Origin of the sequence: Psychrobacter sp. ENNN9_III (genome assembly GCF_001462175.1) — a bacterium.
Taxonomy (GTDB): Bacteria; Pseudomonadota; Gammaproteobacteria; order Pseudomonadales; family Moraxellaceae; genus Psychrobacter.
The window spans coordinates 1-14,226 of record NZ_LNUO01000030.1; the positions used below are offsets into that span (position 1 = coordinate 1).

General features: G+C 43.9%; 16 protein-coding genes. 9 read left to right on the forward strand and 7 right to left on the reverse strand.

Annotation, left to right across the window (positions count from 1 at the left end; genetic code table 11):
* Positions 1–526, reverse strand: a 526-nt coding sequence (hflX, locus tag PENNN9_RS02465) for a GTPase HflX (RefSeq protein WP_156410058.1), incomplete at its 3' end; no start/stop codon positions are given.
* 491 nt (positions 527–1,017) lie between these two features.
* Between hflX and PENNN9_RS02470 the strand changes: the two genes are divergently transcribed.
* Positions 1,018–1,818 carry a lysophospholipid acyltransferase family protein gene (locus tag PENNN9_RS02470; protein ID WP_058368175.1) on the forward strand — a complete coding sequence of 267 codons (801 nt, stop codon included), beginning with the start codon at positions 1,018–1,020 and terminating at the stop codon, positions 1,816–1,818.
* A gap of 133 nt (positions 1,819–1,951) precedes the next feature.
* Here the strand turns inward: PENNN9_RS02470 and PENNN9_RS02475 are convergent, their stop codons facing one another.
* Together PENNN9_RS02475 and PENNN9_RS02480 are read right to left on the reverse strand one after the other, a co-directional pair.
* Positions 1,952–2,992: an aldo/keto reductase gene (locus tag PENNN9_RS02475; protein ID WP_058368176.1), complete on the reverse strand. Its 1,041-nt coding sequence runs from the start codon at positions 2,990–2,992 to the stop codon at positions 1,952–1,954.
* A 50-nt stretch (positions 2,993–3,042) separates the two neighbouring features.
* Complete coding sequence (locus PENNN9_RS02480) at positions 3,043–3,540, reverse strand: FKBP-type peptidyl-prolyl cis-trans isomerase (RefSeq protein WP_058368177.1); 498 nt, start codon at positions 3,538–3,540, stop codon at positions 3,043–3,045.
* A gap of 151 nt (positions 3,541–3,691) precedes the next feature.
* Here PENNN9_RS02480 and PENNN9_RS12950 point away from each other — a divergent pair, with 151 nt between their 5' ends.
* Both PENNN9_RS12950 and PENNN9_RS12955 read left to right on the forward strand, forming a co-directional pair.
* Positions 3,692–4,054: a cold-shock protein gene (locus tag PENNN9_RS12950; RefSeq protein ID WP_156410059.1), complete on the forward strand. Its 363-nt coding sequence runs from the start codon at positions 3,692–3,694 to the stop codon at positions 4,052–4,054.
* A complete protein-coding gene (locus tag PENNN9_RS12955; protein ID WP_227511699.1) occupies positions 3,975–4,352 on the forward strand; it encodes a DUF1294 domain-containing protein in 378 nt (125 codons plus the stop codon). The genes PENNN9_RS12950 and PENNN9_RS12955 overlap by 80 nt, the downstream gene beginning before the upstream one ends.
* 9 nt (positions 4,353–4,361) lie before the next feature.
* On the opposite strand, the gene PENNN9_RS02490 is transcribed toward PENNN9_RS12955, so the two are convergent.
* Complete coding sequence (locus PENNN9_RS02490; protein ID WP_082637961.1) at positions 4,362–4,979, reverse strand: O-acetyl-ADP-ribose deacetylase; 618 nt, start codon at positions 4,977–4,979, stop codon at positions 4,362–4,364.
* A 176-nt stretch (positions 4,980–5,155) separates the two neighbouring features.
* Here PENNN9_RS02490 and PENNN9_RS02495 point away from each other — a divergent pair, with 176 nt between their 5' ends.
* Positions 5,156–5,767, forward strand: a complete 612-nt coding sequence (locus PENNN9_RS02495; RefSeq protein ID WP_058368178.1) for a glutathione S-transferase family protein — start codon at positions 5,156–5,158, stop codon at positions 5,765–5,767.
* 127 nt (positions 5,768–5,894) lie between these two features.
* On the opposite strand, the gene lspA is transcribed toward PENNN9_RS02495, so the two are convergent.
* The 3 genes from lspA to PENNN9_RS02515 all read right to left on the reverse strand — a co-directional run bounded on the left by lspA (position 5,895) and on the right by PENNN9_RS02515 (position 10,466).
* Complete coding sequence (gene lspA / locus PENNN9_RS02500) at positions 5,895–6,521, reverse strand: signal peptidase II (RefSeq protein WP_075103460.1); 627 nt, start codon at positions 6,519–6,521, stop codon at positions 5,895–5,897.
* Positions 6,514–9,333 carry an isoleucine--tRNA ligase gene (ileS, locus tag PENNN9_RS02505; RefSeq protein ID WP_058368179.1) on the reverse strand — a complete coding sequence of 940 codons (2,820 nt, stop codon included), beginning with the start codon at positions 9,331–9,333 and terminating at the stop codon, positions 6,514–6,516. The genes lspA and ileS overlap by 8 nt, the downstream gene beginning before the upstream one ends.
* Positions 9,334–9,794: 461 nt before the next feature.
* On the reverse strand, positions 9,795–10,466 hold the full coding sequence (locus tag PENNN9_RS02515; protein ID WP_227511700.1) for a GntR family transcriptional regulator: 672 nt from the start codon (positions 10,464–10,466) through the stop codon (positions 9,795–9,797).
* 230 nt (positions 10,467–10,696) lie between these two features.
* On the opposite strand from PENNN9_RS02515, the gene PENNN9_RS02520 reads away from it, so the two are divergent.
* The 5 genes from PENNN9_RS02520 (at position 10,697) to PENNN9_RS13235 (ending at position 14,175) form a co-directional block, all read left to right on the forward strand.
* Positions 10,697–11,395, forward strand: a complete 699-nt coding sequence (locus PENNN9_RS02520; RefSeq protein ID WP_058368182.1) for an aspartate/glutamate racemase family protein — start codon at positions 10,697–10,699, stop codon at positions 11,393–11,395.
* 62 nt (positions 11,396–11,457) lie between these two features.
* Positions 11,458–12,033 carry a cytosine permease gene (locus tag PENNN9_RS13220; protein ID WP_264752883.1) on the forward strand — a complete coding sequence of 192 codons (576 nt, stop codon included), beginning with the start codon at positions 11,458–11,460 and terminating at the stop codon, positions 12,031–12,033.
* Positions 11,978–12,817, forward strand: coding sequence for an NCS1 family transporter (locus PENNN9_RS13225; RefSeq protein ID WP_264752884.1), 840 nt, complete (start codon positions 11,978–11,980; stop codon positions 12,815–12,817). The genes PENNN9_RS13220 and PENNN9_RS13225 overlap by 56 nt, the downstream gene beginning before the upstream one ends.
* A 313-nt stretch (positions 12,818–13,130) precedes the next feature.
* A complete protein-coding gene (locus PENNN9_RS13230) occupies positions 13,131–13,523 on the forward strand; it encodes a hypothetical protein (RefSeq protein WP_264752885.1) in 393 nt (130 codons plus the stop codon).
* Positions 13,489–14,175, forward strand: a complete 687-nt coding sequence (locus tag PENNN9_RS13235) for an alanine dehydrogenase (protein WP_264752886.1) — start codon at positions 13,489–13,491, stop codon at positions 14,173–14,175. Before PENNN9_RS13230 ends, PENNN9_RS13235 begins: the two co-directional genes overlap by 35 nt.
* Positions 14,176–14,226: the final 51 nt, after the last annotated feature.

Below are 14,226 nucleotides of genomic sequence, written 5' to 3' on the forward strand. Positions count from 1 at the left end.
TGACCGGGACGCGCGTCTGTAACAAGCGGCGATCAGTCTCAAGCTGAGTCTCACCCGGACCACGCAGACCAATACCACCTTTTTGGCGCTCCAAATGCGTCCAACCGCGTACCAAGCGAGTAGACAAATGGTTTAACTGCGCAAGCTCTACTTGCAGCTTACCTTCATAAGTACGCGCACGCTGAGCAAAAATATCTAAAATTAAACCGGTGCGATCAAGTACGCGGCATTTTACTAAAGTTTCGATATTACGCTCTTGTGAGGGTGATAAGCTGTGATTAAACAAGACAATATCGGCATCATGTTCACGAACCAGTTCAGCGATTTCTTCAGCTTTACCACTGCCGACGAAGTATTTGGCATCGGGTCTTGAGCGTGACCCAGTGACTAGTGCCAGTCGATCAGCCCCTGCCGAATCTGCCAACAACTCAAATTCACTTAGATCATCAGGATCTTGGATTTGACGAATGTCTAAATGTACGATAATGGCGCGTTCGCCACCTGAGTGTCTTTCAAAATATTCCAAAAATTCTCACCTATAAATAGAGTAAATAAATCGCTACTATTTTATAAAAATATAGCATGTAAGCAGCGTTCAGTTAAAGCCTATATGTGGCCTGATGTCTTGATATTAAAGCGTATAAAGATAATTAGCGATGTTTTTATGTTACAGCGCTCTTAGTACGACTTGTTACAAGTAATATTGTTGTTTTAAATTTTTTATTAATAGAGGTAAAAACTGCTGATAAAACGGTACTACATTTTAAGAAAAGAAGAAACACGCTTGCTTTAAAGCAGTGTAAGGAGACTGACGATAATGGAGACTAAGAGCATAAGGAAACTGAGTGAACAAATCATCACTGACTCACAAAACTTTGTTATACTTACCTCGTTTTTTGGCTTAAGTTTATCAAGATAAGAATATTAATCTTTAGGCTGAATCAAAATTTTAATTTATCTAATTATGAGTTTATTCAGATAATTGTTCAAACCGTTATCTAATCATGAGGGGCACAGATGAGCCAATCTAAATCGAAGTTTTCGCTCAGAAAGCAAGTGGGTCGCGGCAAAAAAATAGCTGGCATGACAACGACTATCGCGGGCGGTATGCGCACAGCACAGCGTATTGGTGCTTTTCGTGAACCACCACGTGAGACGCTACCACGTTATATTCAGACTTTTTGCCGTAAAATGGCAAGCTCTTTTGGTGTCAAGATTGTCCAAGTCGAGCCTGTGCCGCAGTATCATGGGCTATGGGTATCTAACCATGTTTCGTGGATGGATATTCCTGTAGTTGGTACTGTCAGCCCCGCTTTCTTTTTGTCAAAGGCCGAGATTGGCGATTGGCCCATTTTTGGTAAGCTTGTCCACGCGGCAGGTACAGTATTTATCAAACGCGGCTCTGGCGACGTAGGCTCAGTGACCACACAAATCGCCAGTTTTTTAAATGAAGGTTTTTCAGTTATATTCTTCCCTGAAGCGACCACCACTGATGGCAAAAAAGTGAAGCGTATCCATGGTACTTTATTACAAGCAGCAATCGATGCCGATGTACCGATTCAACCGCTCGTACTATGCTATGCTAATCAAGATGGCACCTTAAGTGAAGCATTGCCTTATCATGGCAAGCTTACGATGAAAGACAGTATCAAACGTGTCCTTGATAGTAAAAACGTGACCGCTTATGTACTACCACTTGAACCGTTAGACCCAAGTGGCCGTAGTAAGAGTGAGCTGACCAATGAGCTACAAAAGCGTATGCAAGAGGGGTTGGCTGAATTGCACTCAAGAGTACTTAGCACGTCACCTGACGCCTAAGACCTCACGTTTGACGTTGAGAGTAAGAGCATATAAAAAAGGCGCGGATCGCTATCATTATAGCGATTTGCGCCTTTTTGATGTCAGTAACAGACAACATCATATTAGTAGTGTAAATACTAGTATGAGCCATTTATGGAGATGGATTAGGCTGGCGTGTGTGTACCGCTTCAATGGCGTCTAGTACATCAGTGGTTAAGGTAAGATGAATACTGTCAATATTCGACTTTAGCTGCTCAAGGTTAGTGGCTCCGATGATATTACTAGTGACAAATGAGCGTGAATTGACAAAAGCTAGTGCCATCTGTGCCATATCTAAGCCTGCATCTGCGGCTATCTTAGCGTACTGGGTAGTTGCTTGTTTTGCCTGCTCATTAACGTAACGCTCAAAACGATCATATTTCGTCAGGCGAGCGCCCTCTGGACGTTTACCATCTAAATACTTACCTGATAAGACGCCAAAACCAAGTGGAGAATAGGCGAGTAGACCAACGTTTGAGCGATGTGCAATCTCTGCCATTCCTACTTCATATAAGCGGTTGAGTAGGCTGTACGGGTTTTGTACCGTAATCGGTGCCTTTAGACCATGTTTATCCGCTTCCCACAAATAGCGCATCAGCCCCCAAGCAGTGTCATTCGATAGTCCATAAGCGCGAATACGGCCTTTTTTAATTTCATCGTTTAAAGCTACGATGGTTTCTAGAAATGGTGTCAAGTCTTCTAATGGCTGTGCGGCCATATCCTCAGTGTAACCGCGTTTTCCAAAATAGTTGGATTGGCGTTCAGGCCAATGTAACTGGTAGATGTCGATATAATCCGTTTGTAGACGCTCAAGATTACTATCAATCGCGCTACTAATTTGCTCAGCGTTAAAACGCGTCTGGCCATCGCGTAAAAAGCTCATCGGTGACATTTTGCTGGCAAGTATAACCTTGTCACGCTGTTTGGTCTTGTTAAACCATGTACCTACGTAACGCTCTGTATCACCTTGCTTGTCTTTGTCTGGCGGCGATGGATACATCTCAGCCGTATCCCAAAAATTCACTCCTTCGCTGAGCGCCATATCCATTTGCGCGTGTGCTTCAGTTTCGGTGTTCTGTTGGCCCCATGTCATCGTACCTAGACAGATTTTGGAGACTTGTTCATCGATTTGCGGAAGCGTCTGATATTGCATATAAATGTCCTTTTGAAGATTGTTTTTGTTGTCTATAGTACGTTTACTCATTACATTAGCTGGACGCCAGTCACTCCAGGTGGGGTCACTTTAAAGACTTTGACTTTAAATAGCACAGATTGACCAGCAAGAGGATGATTGAAATCCACCTCTATCTCATCGTCGTTGATAGCGCTGATCGTACCAGGTAAGGTGTTTTTGCCTTTGTCTTCAAATTCGACCAACATGCCAACTTCTGGATTGTCGGTGACTAAAGCGAACTGAGTGCGACTAAAGTGCTGGATGTTTTCAGGATTCCATTCACCAAAAGCCTGTTCAGGCTCAAGATGGGCTGAGCGAGTGTCACCCGCACGTAGATTCATCAGTACCTGCTCAAACCCTGGCAATAGACTCTCATCGCCAATCGTGAGCTTAACAGGTGAATCACGGTGGAAGGTTGAATCAACGATAGTACCGTTCTCTAGAGATACTTCAAAATGAAGCTTAACAAGACTGCCGTAGGCAATACGTGTGTCTTCATTTGGATTGATAAATTGGGAGTCAGTCATAGTCAAGGGCCATTAGTCGTTAAAATAATTAGAGGTTATATAGTGTATATAGTGTAAGAAATGATAAGACAATTAACCATTAATGTAAGCGTTAATAATGTAACCTAAATAGTGTACAATATTTGACTGTTTAGGACATAGGCCAAAAGAGATGACAGATAGACAACAGGGCACGATTAAAAAATGGCAAGATGATAAGGGTTTTGGTTTTATCGAAACCCTAAGCGGTAAGTCATTGTTTTTTCATATCAGTGAATTTAAAGCACAGCGTCGTCCTAAGATTGGTGAGTCTGTCATCTTTACGCTGGGGCAAGACAACAAAGGTCGTATGCAAGCAAGACAAGTACAAGAGCTTGAATATGTACAACAACAAATGGCGAAGAAAAACAGTCAAATCCGTAAACGTAATCAACAACGCACGGCACAAGCTGAGTTTGAAGACGGACAAAAAAAAACGTTTGCTCCTTGGTGTCGGCTTTTATGGTGTGCTTATACTACTTGCACTGACCAGTGAGATAAGTTGGCTGGTGGTTGCTTGGTACGCCGCACTAGGATTCATCACTTATATGATGTATGCCAAAGATAAAGCCGCTGCCCAAAGTGGCGATTGGCGTACGCCTGAATCAACACTGCACCTGCTTAGCATGTTTGGTGGCTGGGTCGGAGCGATGGTCGCACAGACGTATCTGCGCCACAAATCACAAAAGCCTGAATTTCGTATGACCTACTATTTAACGGTCATTATCAACTTAGCAGGATTACTCTTTATCATAGTGGGCGGCGGCTTAGATTTTTTAACCGAGTTATTGTAGAGCGTTGAATTAAATTTGCGCCAGTACTTGCTCATAAACGGCTGCATCTGAGGCTGAAAAACAGCAAAAAATCACTTCACGTATTGAAAAATCATCCAGTGGTTCTAAACCGTTTTGCACATACTCTTTAACAGTATCAATTGCGACTTTGGCCGCTTTATCAATGGGGTAGCCGTAGACGCCTGTACTAATAGATGGAAAAGCAATACTAGTGAGACCTTTTTGAGTCGCCAATTCTAAAGATTTTCGATAACAGCTGGCAAGTAGTGCTTGTTCGCTACTATGACCTCCATGCCAAACAGGGCCTACAGTATGAATCACATACTGGGAGGGCAAATCAAATGCCGGACTGATTTTGGCATCGCCAGTCTGGCAACCATTCAAAGCACGGCAATACTCAAGCAGCTCAGGCCCCGCCGCTCGATGAATCGCGCCATCAACACCGCCGCCACCCAGTAAGCTTGAATTGGCAGCATTAATAATAGCATCTACGTCTAAAGTAGTGATGTCTGCTTGTCGCACAGATAGAGTGACAGCGTTGTCATCAGTGTGCTGAGTGCTAGGGCGGCTAGCCGCGAAGACTGTTTTTTTAGAGTCAGGTTCTGTTTTATCGTTTGGCTTTGTCATCGTAGTTACCTTTTTAATAATTTAATAATCGTCTTTTATTCCTTATTCTAAATGATTGTCATCGTTGGCTTGTATGTTATATGGTTATAATAAGTTGTATTTTATCAGCTCAATTTTATAGAACTATAAACAACCAAACAGGTAAATGGACTCTAATTATAACGAGGTAAATAATAATGATTACTCTGTACAAATATACTCAGCCAAGTCGAGCAGAGACTGTGATTTGGGCACTAAGCGAGCTTGAGCTAGATTACGAAGTTAAAGAGATAGACGCCAAAAAAAACGAGCAAAGAAGTCCTGAGTTTCTAGCGATTAATCCCTTTGGTAAAATCCCAGCATTAACCCATAACGGCAAAGTATTTACAGAATCATTGGCCATCATCGAATACCTTAATGACTTGCATCCTGATAAACCACTCACACCTAACAAAGACGATGAGGATTACGCGGAGAAAAATTATAAACTGCGTCAAGTCATCTCCTTTGGCCTGATCGAGATGGAAAGTTATCTATGGATACTGACCAAAATCAAAGTATTACAAAACTTTGAGAGCTGGCCCGAGGGTACAGCTGAAAACTGCATGAAGTGTATCCAAAATGCGCTACCCATTGCTTACGCTTGGTTAGATGAGCAGGACTATATAGCAGGGGACAGCTTTACGTTAGCAGACATTTATTATCAGCAGCTGTTTACGTGGGTAAAAATGCTAGGAGTTGAATTACCAGAGCATGTTAAGGCTTATCTTAAGAAGTTATCAAAGCGTGAGAAGTTTCATGGGAGGTAGGATAATAGCGTGTAGCAAGAGCCGCTCCAACACGTTAATTTATCAAAAACAACAGGCAAAAGAAAAGGCGGGTTACGTATTCGTAAACCCACCTTCCCAATCTAAAAACTATCTACGATTATCATTGCTAAATTTCACGCTTCTTTTCTAAAAACAGCATATCAATGACAATCATCGCTACACCGATACTGATGCCCATATCGGCAATATTAAAGATTGGATAATGCCAGACATCCGCGTTGTGCACATGGATAAAATCAATCACATGACCGTGCAGTAAACGATCGATTAAATTACCAACCGCACCGCCAAGTACCAGTGCTAGCCCTGTAGATAGCAGCTTGGCTTGGCGCGGGGCTTTTATCAGATAGCCGATTAAAAACAGCGACATGATCAATGCAAGTCCAGCAAAAAACCACTTTTGCCAACCGCCTGCATCGGCCAAAAAGCTAAAAGCCGCGCCATAATTGTACGCTAAGGTCCAATTAAGAAAGGGTTCAATAACGGGTACTGGCTCATGGAAAGTTAGCTTGGTTTCAGCCAGCCATTTTGTCCATTGATCAATGATAAGCACGGCAAGCGACAGTAGATACCACTTAAAAGCACGACTGCCATTAGCGATAACTTTTGGTGTTTTAGTCAAGCGTCCTTTGGGCGTTGATGAACTACCCGTGGTCGCGTGAGCAGGTTTGGGCGAGCCGTCGGCCTCAACCTGCGGTGACTGGTTTTCAGTTGAGTCCGTTGGGTTAGGCATAGTGACGCACCTCGCCATCGCCTACGACGTTGGTTACGCAGCGCGCACATAATTCAGGGTGTGCTGGATCTGTACCGATGTCATCACGGATATGCCAGCAGCGTACACATTTCGTGCCAGTGGCAGCGCTCACATTTACAGTCAAGTCGGCTGAACTGTCTTCTATTTGCTTAGCCTCGTTAGGCGCTTTAGCTAGTGGTGCTAAGGTCGCTTTGCTAGTAATCAAAACAAACCGTAGCTCTTCGCCAAGCTTGGCTAGACTCTCATGCATTGCGCCATCAGCATACAGAGTGACATCAGCGGACAAATTAGCATTGATGATCTTATCGCCGCGTGCAGTCTCAATGTTTTTATTGACCATGTCTTTGGCTTGCATGATACGTTGCCAGTCCTCACTACTGATGGCACTGAGCTCAAATTCTGGGAACTCGTACCATTCTTGGGTAAACACATAGCCGGCATCTTGCTCGTTTTTACCTTGCAATACTTCCCAGGCTTCTTGGGCAGTAAACGACAAAATCGGTGTAATCCAGCGAATGAGTGCATGAGCAATATGATAAATAGCCGTTTGGGCAGAGCGGCGCGGCTGTCCGTCAGTTTGAGTGGTGTACTGACGGTCTTTAATAATATCTAAATAAAAGCTGCCCAAGTCTTGCGAACAAAACGCAGCAATATGCTGGGTGACTTGGTGAAAATCCATAGCATCATAAGCACTGACGATTTGTGCTTGTACCGCTTGTGTACGTTTAATAATAAATTTATCAAGGCTGACCAGATCATCCATAGCAATGCTATTAGTCTGAGGATCAAAGTCGTCGGTATTGGCCAGTAAGAAACGCAAGGTATTACGGATACGGCGATACATGTCAATTGCGCCTTTAAACACCGTCTTACCTGCGCTCATCTCATAACGATAATCGCTAGACGCAATCCACAAACGCAGCATATCTGCGCCCGTTTTATTAATCTCATCTTGTGGCGTGATGATATTGCCAAGTGACTTACTCATCTTGCGACCGTTTTCATCAACGACAAAGCCGTGGGTTAATACTTGCTTAAACGGTGGGCGCTCGTACATCGCTTCAGACGTAAGCAGTGAAGTCTGGAACCAACCGCGATGTTGGTCAGAGCCTTCTAAATACATATCAGCAGGGTTGGTCAGCTCTTCGCGTTGTTCAAGTACCGCAAAATGCGTCGTCCCTGAGTCAAACCAGACGTCCAAGGTATCGGTAGACTTGTCGTAATCAGCAGCTTCATCGCCTAAGTAATCTTCACAGCTCGCATCAAACCATGCTTCAACGCCACCTTTGGCGATGTTTTGTGCGGCCATCTCCATCAGCTCAAGCGTCTTTGGATGCAGCTCGCCTGTTTCTTTATGAGTGAAAAAGGCAATCGGTACACCCCAGGTGCGCTGACGTGAAATACACCAATCAGGACGACCTGTCATCATAGATTCAATGCGATTTTGACCCCAAGCTGGTGTCCACTTAACGGTTGGAATGTCTCTTAGAGCACGCTCGCGCAGACCTTTGGTTTCCATATTGATAAACCACTGCGGCGTTGCACGGAAAATAATGGGCGATTTATGGCGCCAGCAATGCGGGTAACTGTGTTCAATCTTGGTATGACTGACGAGGTGGCCATTTTCATGCAAAGTGGCAATGATCTTTGGATTGGCCTTATAGATGTGCTCGCCGGCGAATACCGCCGCGCTGTCTAGATACACGCCCGTACCGCCCACTGGGTTTTCAACTGGCAGATTATACTTAAGACCCACGATATAATCGTCAAGACCGTGACCAGGAGCAGTATGTACCAGACCCGTACCGCTATCAGTAGTCACGTGATCGCCCAAGATAAATGGCACTTGACGATCTGCAATCAATGGATGCTGAGCACGCAGACCTTCAAGCTCGCGTCCTGATACGGTAGCCAATACGCCTTCATCACTGAGTTTAAGTTCGGTTAATGCTGTTTCAACAAGGTCAGTCGCTAATAGGAAGTTACCTTTGTCAGTTGCGACTACACTATAATCATGCTCAGGATGTACCGAAATCGCTTGGTTAGCAGGCAGTGTCCAAGGCGTGGTGGTCCAAATGACAGCTGCAATGTTGCCATCAATTTCACTTAATGCCACAACCTTTTCGGTATCAAGTACATCAAAGCTAACGTAGATAGCATCAGAGACTTTATCTTGATATTCAACTTCTGCTTCAGCTAGAGCAGAGCTACAATCCAAGCACCAGTTCACAGGCTTCATACCGCGGGTCACGTGCCCATTGTCATAGATTTTGGCCAGTGCGCGTACGATGTTAGCTTCCTGATGAAAGTTCATGGTGAGATAAGGGTTGTCCCAATCACCAAACACCCCTAGACGTTTAAAGTCAGACTTTTGCAATTCAATCTGAGTACTTGCGTACTCACGACAAAGACCGCGAAATTCAGTGGCAGAGACTTTTTGTCCGACTTTACCGACCTTGGCTTCAACCTTTTGCTCGATAGGTAGGCCGTGACAGTCCCAACCGGGCACATAAGGCGCATCAAAGCCTGATAACGTTTTTGACTTAACGATAATGTCTTTAAGCACTTTATTGACTGCATGACCTAAATGAATCTGACCGTTTGCGTATGGAGGGCCATCATGCAAAATATATTTGGTTGCGCCTGTACGTGCCTGACGGATTTTACCGTATACATCGTCAGCTTCCCATGCTGCAAGCCAATCAGGCTCACGTTTGGCAAGATTTGCACGCATGGCAAAAGGTGTGTCAGCAAGATTTAGTGTGTCTTTATAGTCGATAGATTCGGTCATAGTCTTCGTCTTTGTCTCTATTTATACAGTGGAAAGATAAGGGTTGGGATGCGATATATTATGTGATGACTCATAAACCAGCAGACATATTTAGCAAAATCAAAGCTACTCATTATAGGATAAAAAAGGGACTAAAAATAGGGGCTATCATGTATGGATCTGACCGACAGAATCAAGCAGTTATTAGAACAAAAGCAGTCCAAATGATTAAGTTGTGGTTAAGTGATTTGCCATGATAATAGGCTAGAAGAAGAAGGTTTGATTTAGCTTACAACAGAATGCCAGTATAGATCATGCAGTCAACAAACTGTTGTATGGCTAGAGGGAAAGGAAGGGGTTGGCAAAAAGCAGAAAAGAAATATCTTCTACTATAGTTCGTTTAAAGCTTTAAGAGCACGTGATGAATACAATCAAAAATTTGACACCTGCAATCTGTCAGTATTGTAGGCTCTTCTAACCAACTAAACAGGTACGATGGTTAGATGCTCTGCCAAATTAAAAAAAGGTTTGGTTGAGGCATTAAAATCAAGGCCAGCTTCCAAATGGTTTAAGTGCTGATCAATAAGTAGCAAAAGGCGTTCTTCATCCTTATTTTCGATAGCTTGTACTATTTCGAGGTGCTCATCTTCGGCACAGTGAGATGAGCCAGCCGTATTGTACAATCCGATAATTAAGGTAGTACGTAACGTCAGCTCACTCAAAAATCTCTCTAGGACTTGATTGTCAGCGATCGTCGCCAAACGCATGTGAAACGTACGTGATAGGCGAAGCTCAGCAGGTTTGTCTCCCTTGGTACGCGCTTTGGCTTCAGCGGCTATCGTAGCACGCATGTCAGCGATATCTTGTGACGTGAAGTTTTCGATGACTTTACGTGCCAGCATGCGCTCAATCGTTCGACGCGCTTCAAAGACGTCACCAGCTTCTTTAGGAGAGGGCGTTGAGACAAATGCGCCTCGATTGGGCTGCAATTGTACCACATGCATCGTAGCAAGCGTAGAGAGCGCCCGCCTGACATTGGCCCTATTACAGTCGAATAGATCACTTAGTACCTGTTCACCCAGTTTTGTTCCAGCTGGCAACCGCTGCTCTGACACGGCCGCAGTAATTGAGTTAATAATCGTTTGCTCTGGCATCGCATCGATCCTAGAAGCTGTATTTTCAGTTTTTATATCATTCATAGGCGCAATTATAGTGTGCCACTGTTACCTCCACAACAAATATTATAAATTTTTGATTGTTTTGTTAACAATAATAGTTAACAATGCTTGTTAACAACGGTTATTTCACGCCTATGGGTAGTCAAAAACAAAAGCCAATGATGAAAAATGAAACCAATAGCAAAATTTATAAATAGAGAGTCGCTATGAAAATCTTAGTCATGAATCCAAACTCTACAACGTCTATGACAGACAAAATTGTAGAAAGCGCGCGTCAAAAGGTTGGCGTAGGTACGTCCATTATTGGTGCTTCTGGCACGGATGCACCTGCCTCTATTCAAGGGCATCACGATGAAGCGATGTCTGTTCCTGGTTTAATCAAGCGTTTAAAACAAGCTGAAGCAGAAGGCATTGATGGGGTAGTGGTTGCCTGTTTTGATGATCCAGGAATCGGTGCTTGCCGCGAAGTCTTCTCAGGGCCAGTTCTTGGAATCTGTGAAGCCGCAGTCAAGGCCGCAAGTATGATTTCGACATCTTTTAGTGTGGTCACAACGCTACCTCGTTCTGTACCTGTCATCGAAGATCTTATCCATGGTTATGGCTTATCACATCGCTGCCGCCGTGTACGCTCAGCTGCCATACCAGTGCTTGCTCTTGAAGAGCCAGGCTCTGGCGCACGTGAAAAGGTTCGTGATGAGATCTTACGTGCAGTGCGTGAAGACAATTGTGAAGCCGTTGTTTTGGGATGTGCAGGCATGGCAGATTTGACAGAATGGCTGACAAAAGAGACTGGCGTTCCTGTCATCGATGGTGTCACAGTTGCCACGCGCATGGTTGAGGCTTTGATTGGCTGCGGTCTTAAAACCAGCAAGGTTGGTGCTTATGCTGCACCGATTGAGAGTTAAATTAACCAAATGAATTAACACCCACGATTAACCAATAAACTTTCTCAAGGAAGGGGAACGTAATGGAAAATGCGAAAGTTGCCGTCGCTGCGGCAGGAGTACAAACCCTCGATAATAAAGCAATCGGGGAGGAGAGTCTGGCACCGCAAACTACGCGTATTATGGGCTCATGGTCTTATTTGTTTGCATGGTTAGGGGGATGTGTATCCATTGGCACATTCACCGTTGGTTCGGGACTTGTTGGTACATTAAACCTGCTACAAGTAGTATTGGCTATCGCAATTGGTTGTACTGTTATTGGGGCTGCGCTCATGATTAATGGCAGAGCAGGCCATAAATATGGCATACCGTTCATGGTACAGACTCGCTCTGCTTTTGGCTTTTCAGGTAGTCGTATCCCGGCACTGGTACGTTCGGTACCAGCAGTTGTATGGTTTGGCTTTCAAAGCTGGATTGGTGCTGGAGCATTGAATCTAGTATCTGACACTCTATTTGGTTATAACAATATTGTGGTCTTTTTTGTCGGCTTTCAGTTTTTGCAGATTGGTTTATCTGTCCTTGGTTTTCATGGCATTAAATGGCTTGAAAATATTGGTTCAGTTTTTTATTATTGGCGCGCTTGCTTATATGTTTTTTAGTGTCATTAATAAATACGGCGACACGATCTCGACCAATCTCATCAACGTCGAAGGCACATGGGGCACACCGTTTTGGGGCGCCACGATGCTGTTTTTGGGGGTGTACAGTACCATGATGCTTAACGTATCTGACTATTCGCGCGAGCTACGCGAAAATGTTGGATTGTTTCGTCAAGTGGTTATTTACGCCAACTCTATTTTGCCCGCGACGCTATTTATGGGGTTAATCGGCGTCATGGTCACCAGTGCGACTGGTGAAGTTGATCCTATTCAAGTGTTTTCTAGTGCTGTCGACAACAAGCCTTTACTGGTTATCACCATGCTTTTCATCGCTTTTGCGCAAGTTACGACCAATATCTTAAATAATGTTATCCCGCCTGCGTATGCTTTAATGGACATCTTTAACCTTAAGTATAAAACAGCAGCTGTCATTGTAGGTTTGCTGGCATTTTGCACCTTCCCTTGGGAGCTGGTAAAAGATGAATCTGCTGCTGGTCTGAATCTATTTATCCAAACCTATTCGGCATTCTTAGGTCCGTTATTTGCAATCTTGGTAGTAGACTTTTATTTCTTGCGTAAACAAAAGCTTGATATCGATAAGCTATATGACAAAGACGGCCCTTATAAAGGTGTGAATATGGCGGCAGTCATCGCCATGGCTATTGGTATCGTAGTCGCGTTGATGTTTTCCAGCATCTCTTGGTATGCAAGCTTAATCCCAGCAGGGGCTATCTATTGGATCTTGATGCTTAAGATGCCAGCCGCGCAACGTTTTATGTCATAAATAATTTCATTCAACCCTTTAAAAACAACGTTTTATGTCATAAATAATTTCATTCAACCCTTTAAAAATAAACAGTCCCTATTATAGAGTGCTCTATAGTAGGGACTGTTGCGTTAGGTAGTTGGTTCCGGCATGATAACCTTGATGGTTCATCGTTAGGCTGCCTTTATAACACTGACTCTGTGCCACTTATTTTCTATAGTTAAATACACCACTTTACTGTCATCAAGGAAGATAAAATTATGAAAATAGGTATTCCAAAAGAGATGAAGAATAATGAAAATCGGGTTGCTTAACGCCAAATGGGGTCAGTGTGTTAGTCGATGATGGTCATGATGTACTCGTCGAAACCAATGCTGGCATGGGTTCACAGTTTACTGACGATGATTATAAAGCAGCTGGCGCAACCATCGTTGATGACGCGGCAACAGCATGGGCCGTAGAATTGGTCATTAAGGTAAAAGAGCCGCAGAGGGATGAATATAAACATCTAACAGAAGATTTAATCTTATTTACCTATCTACATTTAGCAAACGAGCCTGAGCTTGCCAAAGTATTAATCGACAACAAAGTAACGGCGATTGCTTATGAGACGGTACAGCTAACGGATAATTCCTTGCCACTACTCACACCGATGAGTGAGATTGCTGGGCGTATGAGTACGCAAATTGGTGCGCAGTTTTTGCAGACTTTTTTATGGTGGTAAAGGGATTTTGCTCGGCGGCGTTCCGGGCGTACAAAAGGGCAGGGTAACTATTATCGGTGGCGGCGTATCTGGTACGGAAGCTGCCAAGATTGCCGTTGGCCTACGTGCTGATGTCACCATTTTAGACTTAGATCCTCAGCGTCTAAAAGAGCTGTCCGAGATGTTCGGTAATAATGTGCAAACGCTAATATCTAACAAAGTTAATATCGCCAAGAGTGTCAAGGTGAGCGATTTGGTCATTGGTGCAGTGTTGATTCCGGGCGCAGCGACGCCTAAATTAGTGACTGAGGAGATGATTAAATCCATGGATGATGGCGGTGTCATCATCGATATTGCGGTCGATCAAGGCGGGGTCTTTGAGACTACCGATCGCGTCACCACTCATGATAGTCCGACGTATACAAAGCACGGCATTGTTCATTATGCGGTGGCTAACATTCCGGGTGCTGTCCCACGCACTTCTACTATGGCGTTGTCCAATGTTACTTTACGGTATATACAAGCACTCGCCAAAAAGGGCTATCAGCAAGCATGTCTTGATGATCCAGCATTGGCAAAAGGCGTTAATACCACTCAAGGTTATATGACCTATGAAGCTGTTGCTAAAGCATTAGATTATGAGTATAAAGCGTTGGATAAGATGATTGGTTAGTTTTTTTAGAGAACGTAGTGACTAGTGTGCTCATTATGAGCCGCACCGCAA

Coding starts and splice junctions, on each gene's coding strand:
- PENNN9_RS02470 (WP_058368175.1), top strand. CDS start 1,018: ATGAGCCAATCTAAATCGAAGTTTTCGCTCAGAAAGCAAGTGGGTCGC.
- PENNN9_RS02475 (WP_058368176.1), bottom strand. CDS start 2,992: ATGCAATATCAGACGCTTCCGCAAATCGATGAACAAGTCTCCAAAATC.
- PENNN9_RS02480 (WP_058368177.1), bottom strand. CDS start 3,540: ATGACTGACTCCCAATTTATCAATCCAAATGAAGACACACGTATTGCC.
- PENNN9_RS12950 (WP_156410059.1), top strand. CDS start 3,692: ATGACAGATAGACAACAGGGCACGATTAAAAAATGGCAAGATGATAAG.
- PENNN9_RS02490 (WP_082637961.1), bottom strand. CDS start 4,979: ATGACAAAGCCAAACGATAAAACAGAACCTGACTCTAAAAAAACAGTC.
- PENNN9_RS02495 (WP_058368178.1), top strand. CDS start 5,156: ATGATTACTCTGTACAAATATACTCAGCCAAGTCGAGCAGAGACTGTG.
- lspA (WP_075103460.1), bottom strand. CDS start 6,521: ATGCCTAACCCAACGGACTCAACTGAAAACCAGTCACCGCAGGTTGAG.
- ileS (WP_058368179.1), bottom strand. CDS start 9,333: ATGACCGAATCTATCGACTATAAAGACACACTAAATCTTGCTGACACA.
- PENNN9_RS02515 (WP_227511700.1), bottom strand. CDS start 10,466: ATGCCAGAGCAAACGATTATTAACTCAATTACTGCGGCCGTGTCAGAG.
- PENNN9_RS02520 (WP_058368182.1), top strand. CDS start 10,697: ATGAAAATCTTAGTCATGAATCCAAACTCTACAACGTCTATGACAGAC.
- PENNN9_RS13220 (WP_264752883.1), top strand. CDS start 11,458: ATGGAAAATGCGAAAGTTGCCGTCGCTGCGGCAGGAGTACAAACCCTC.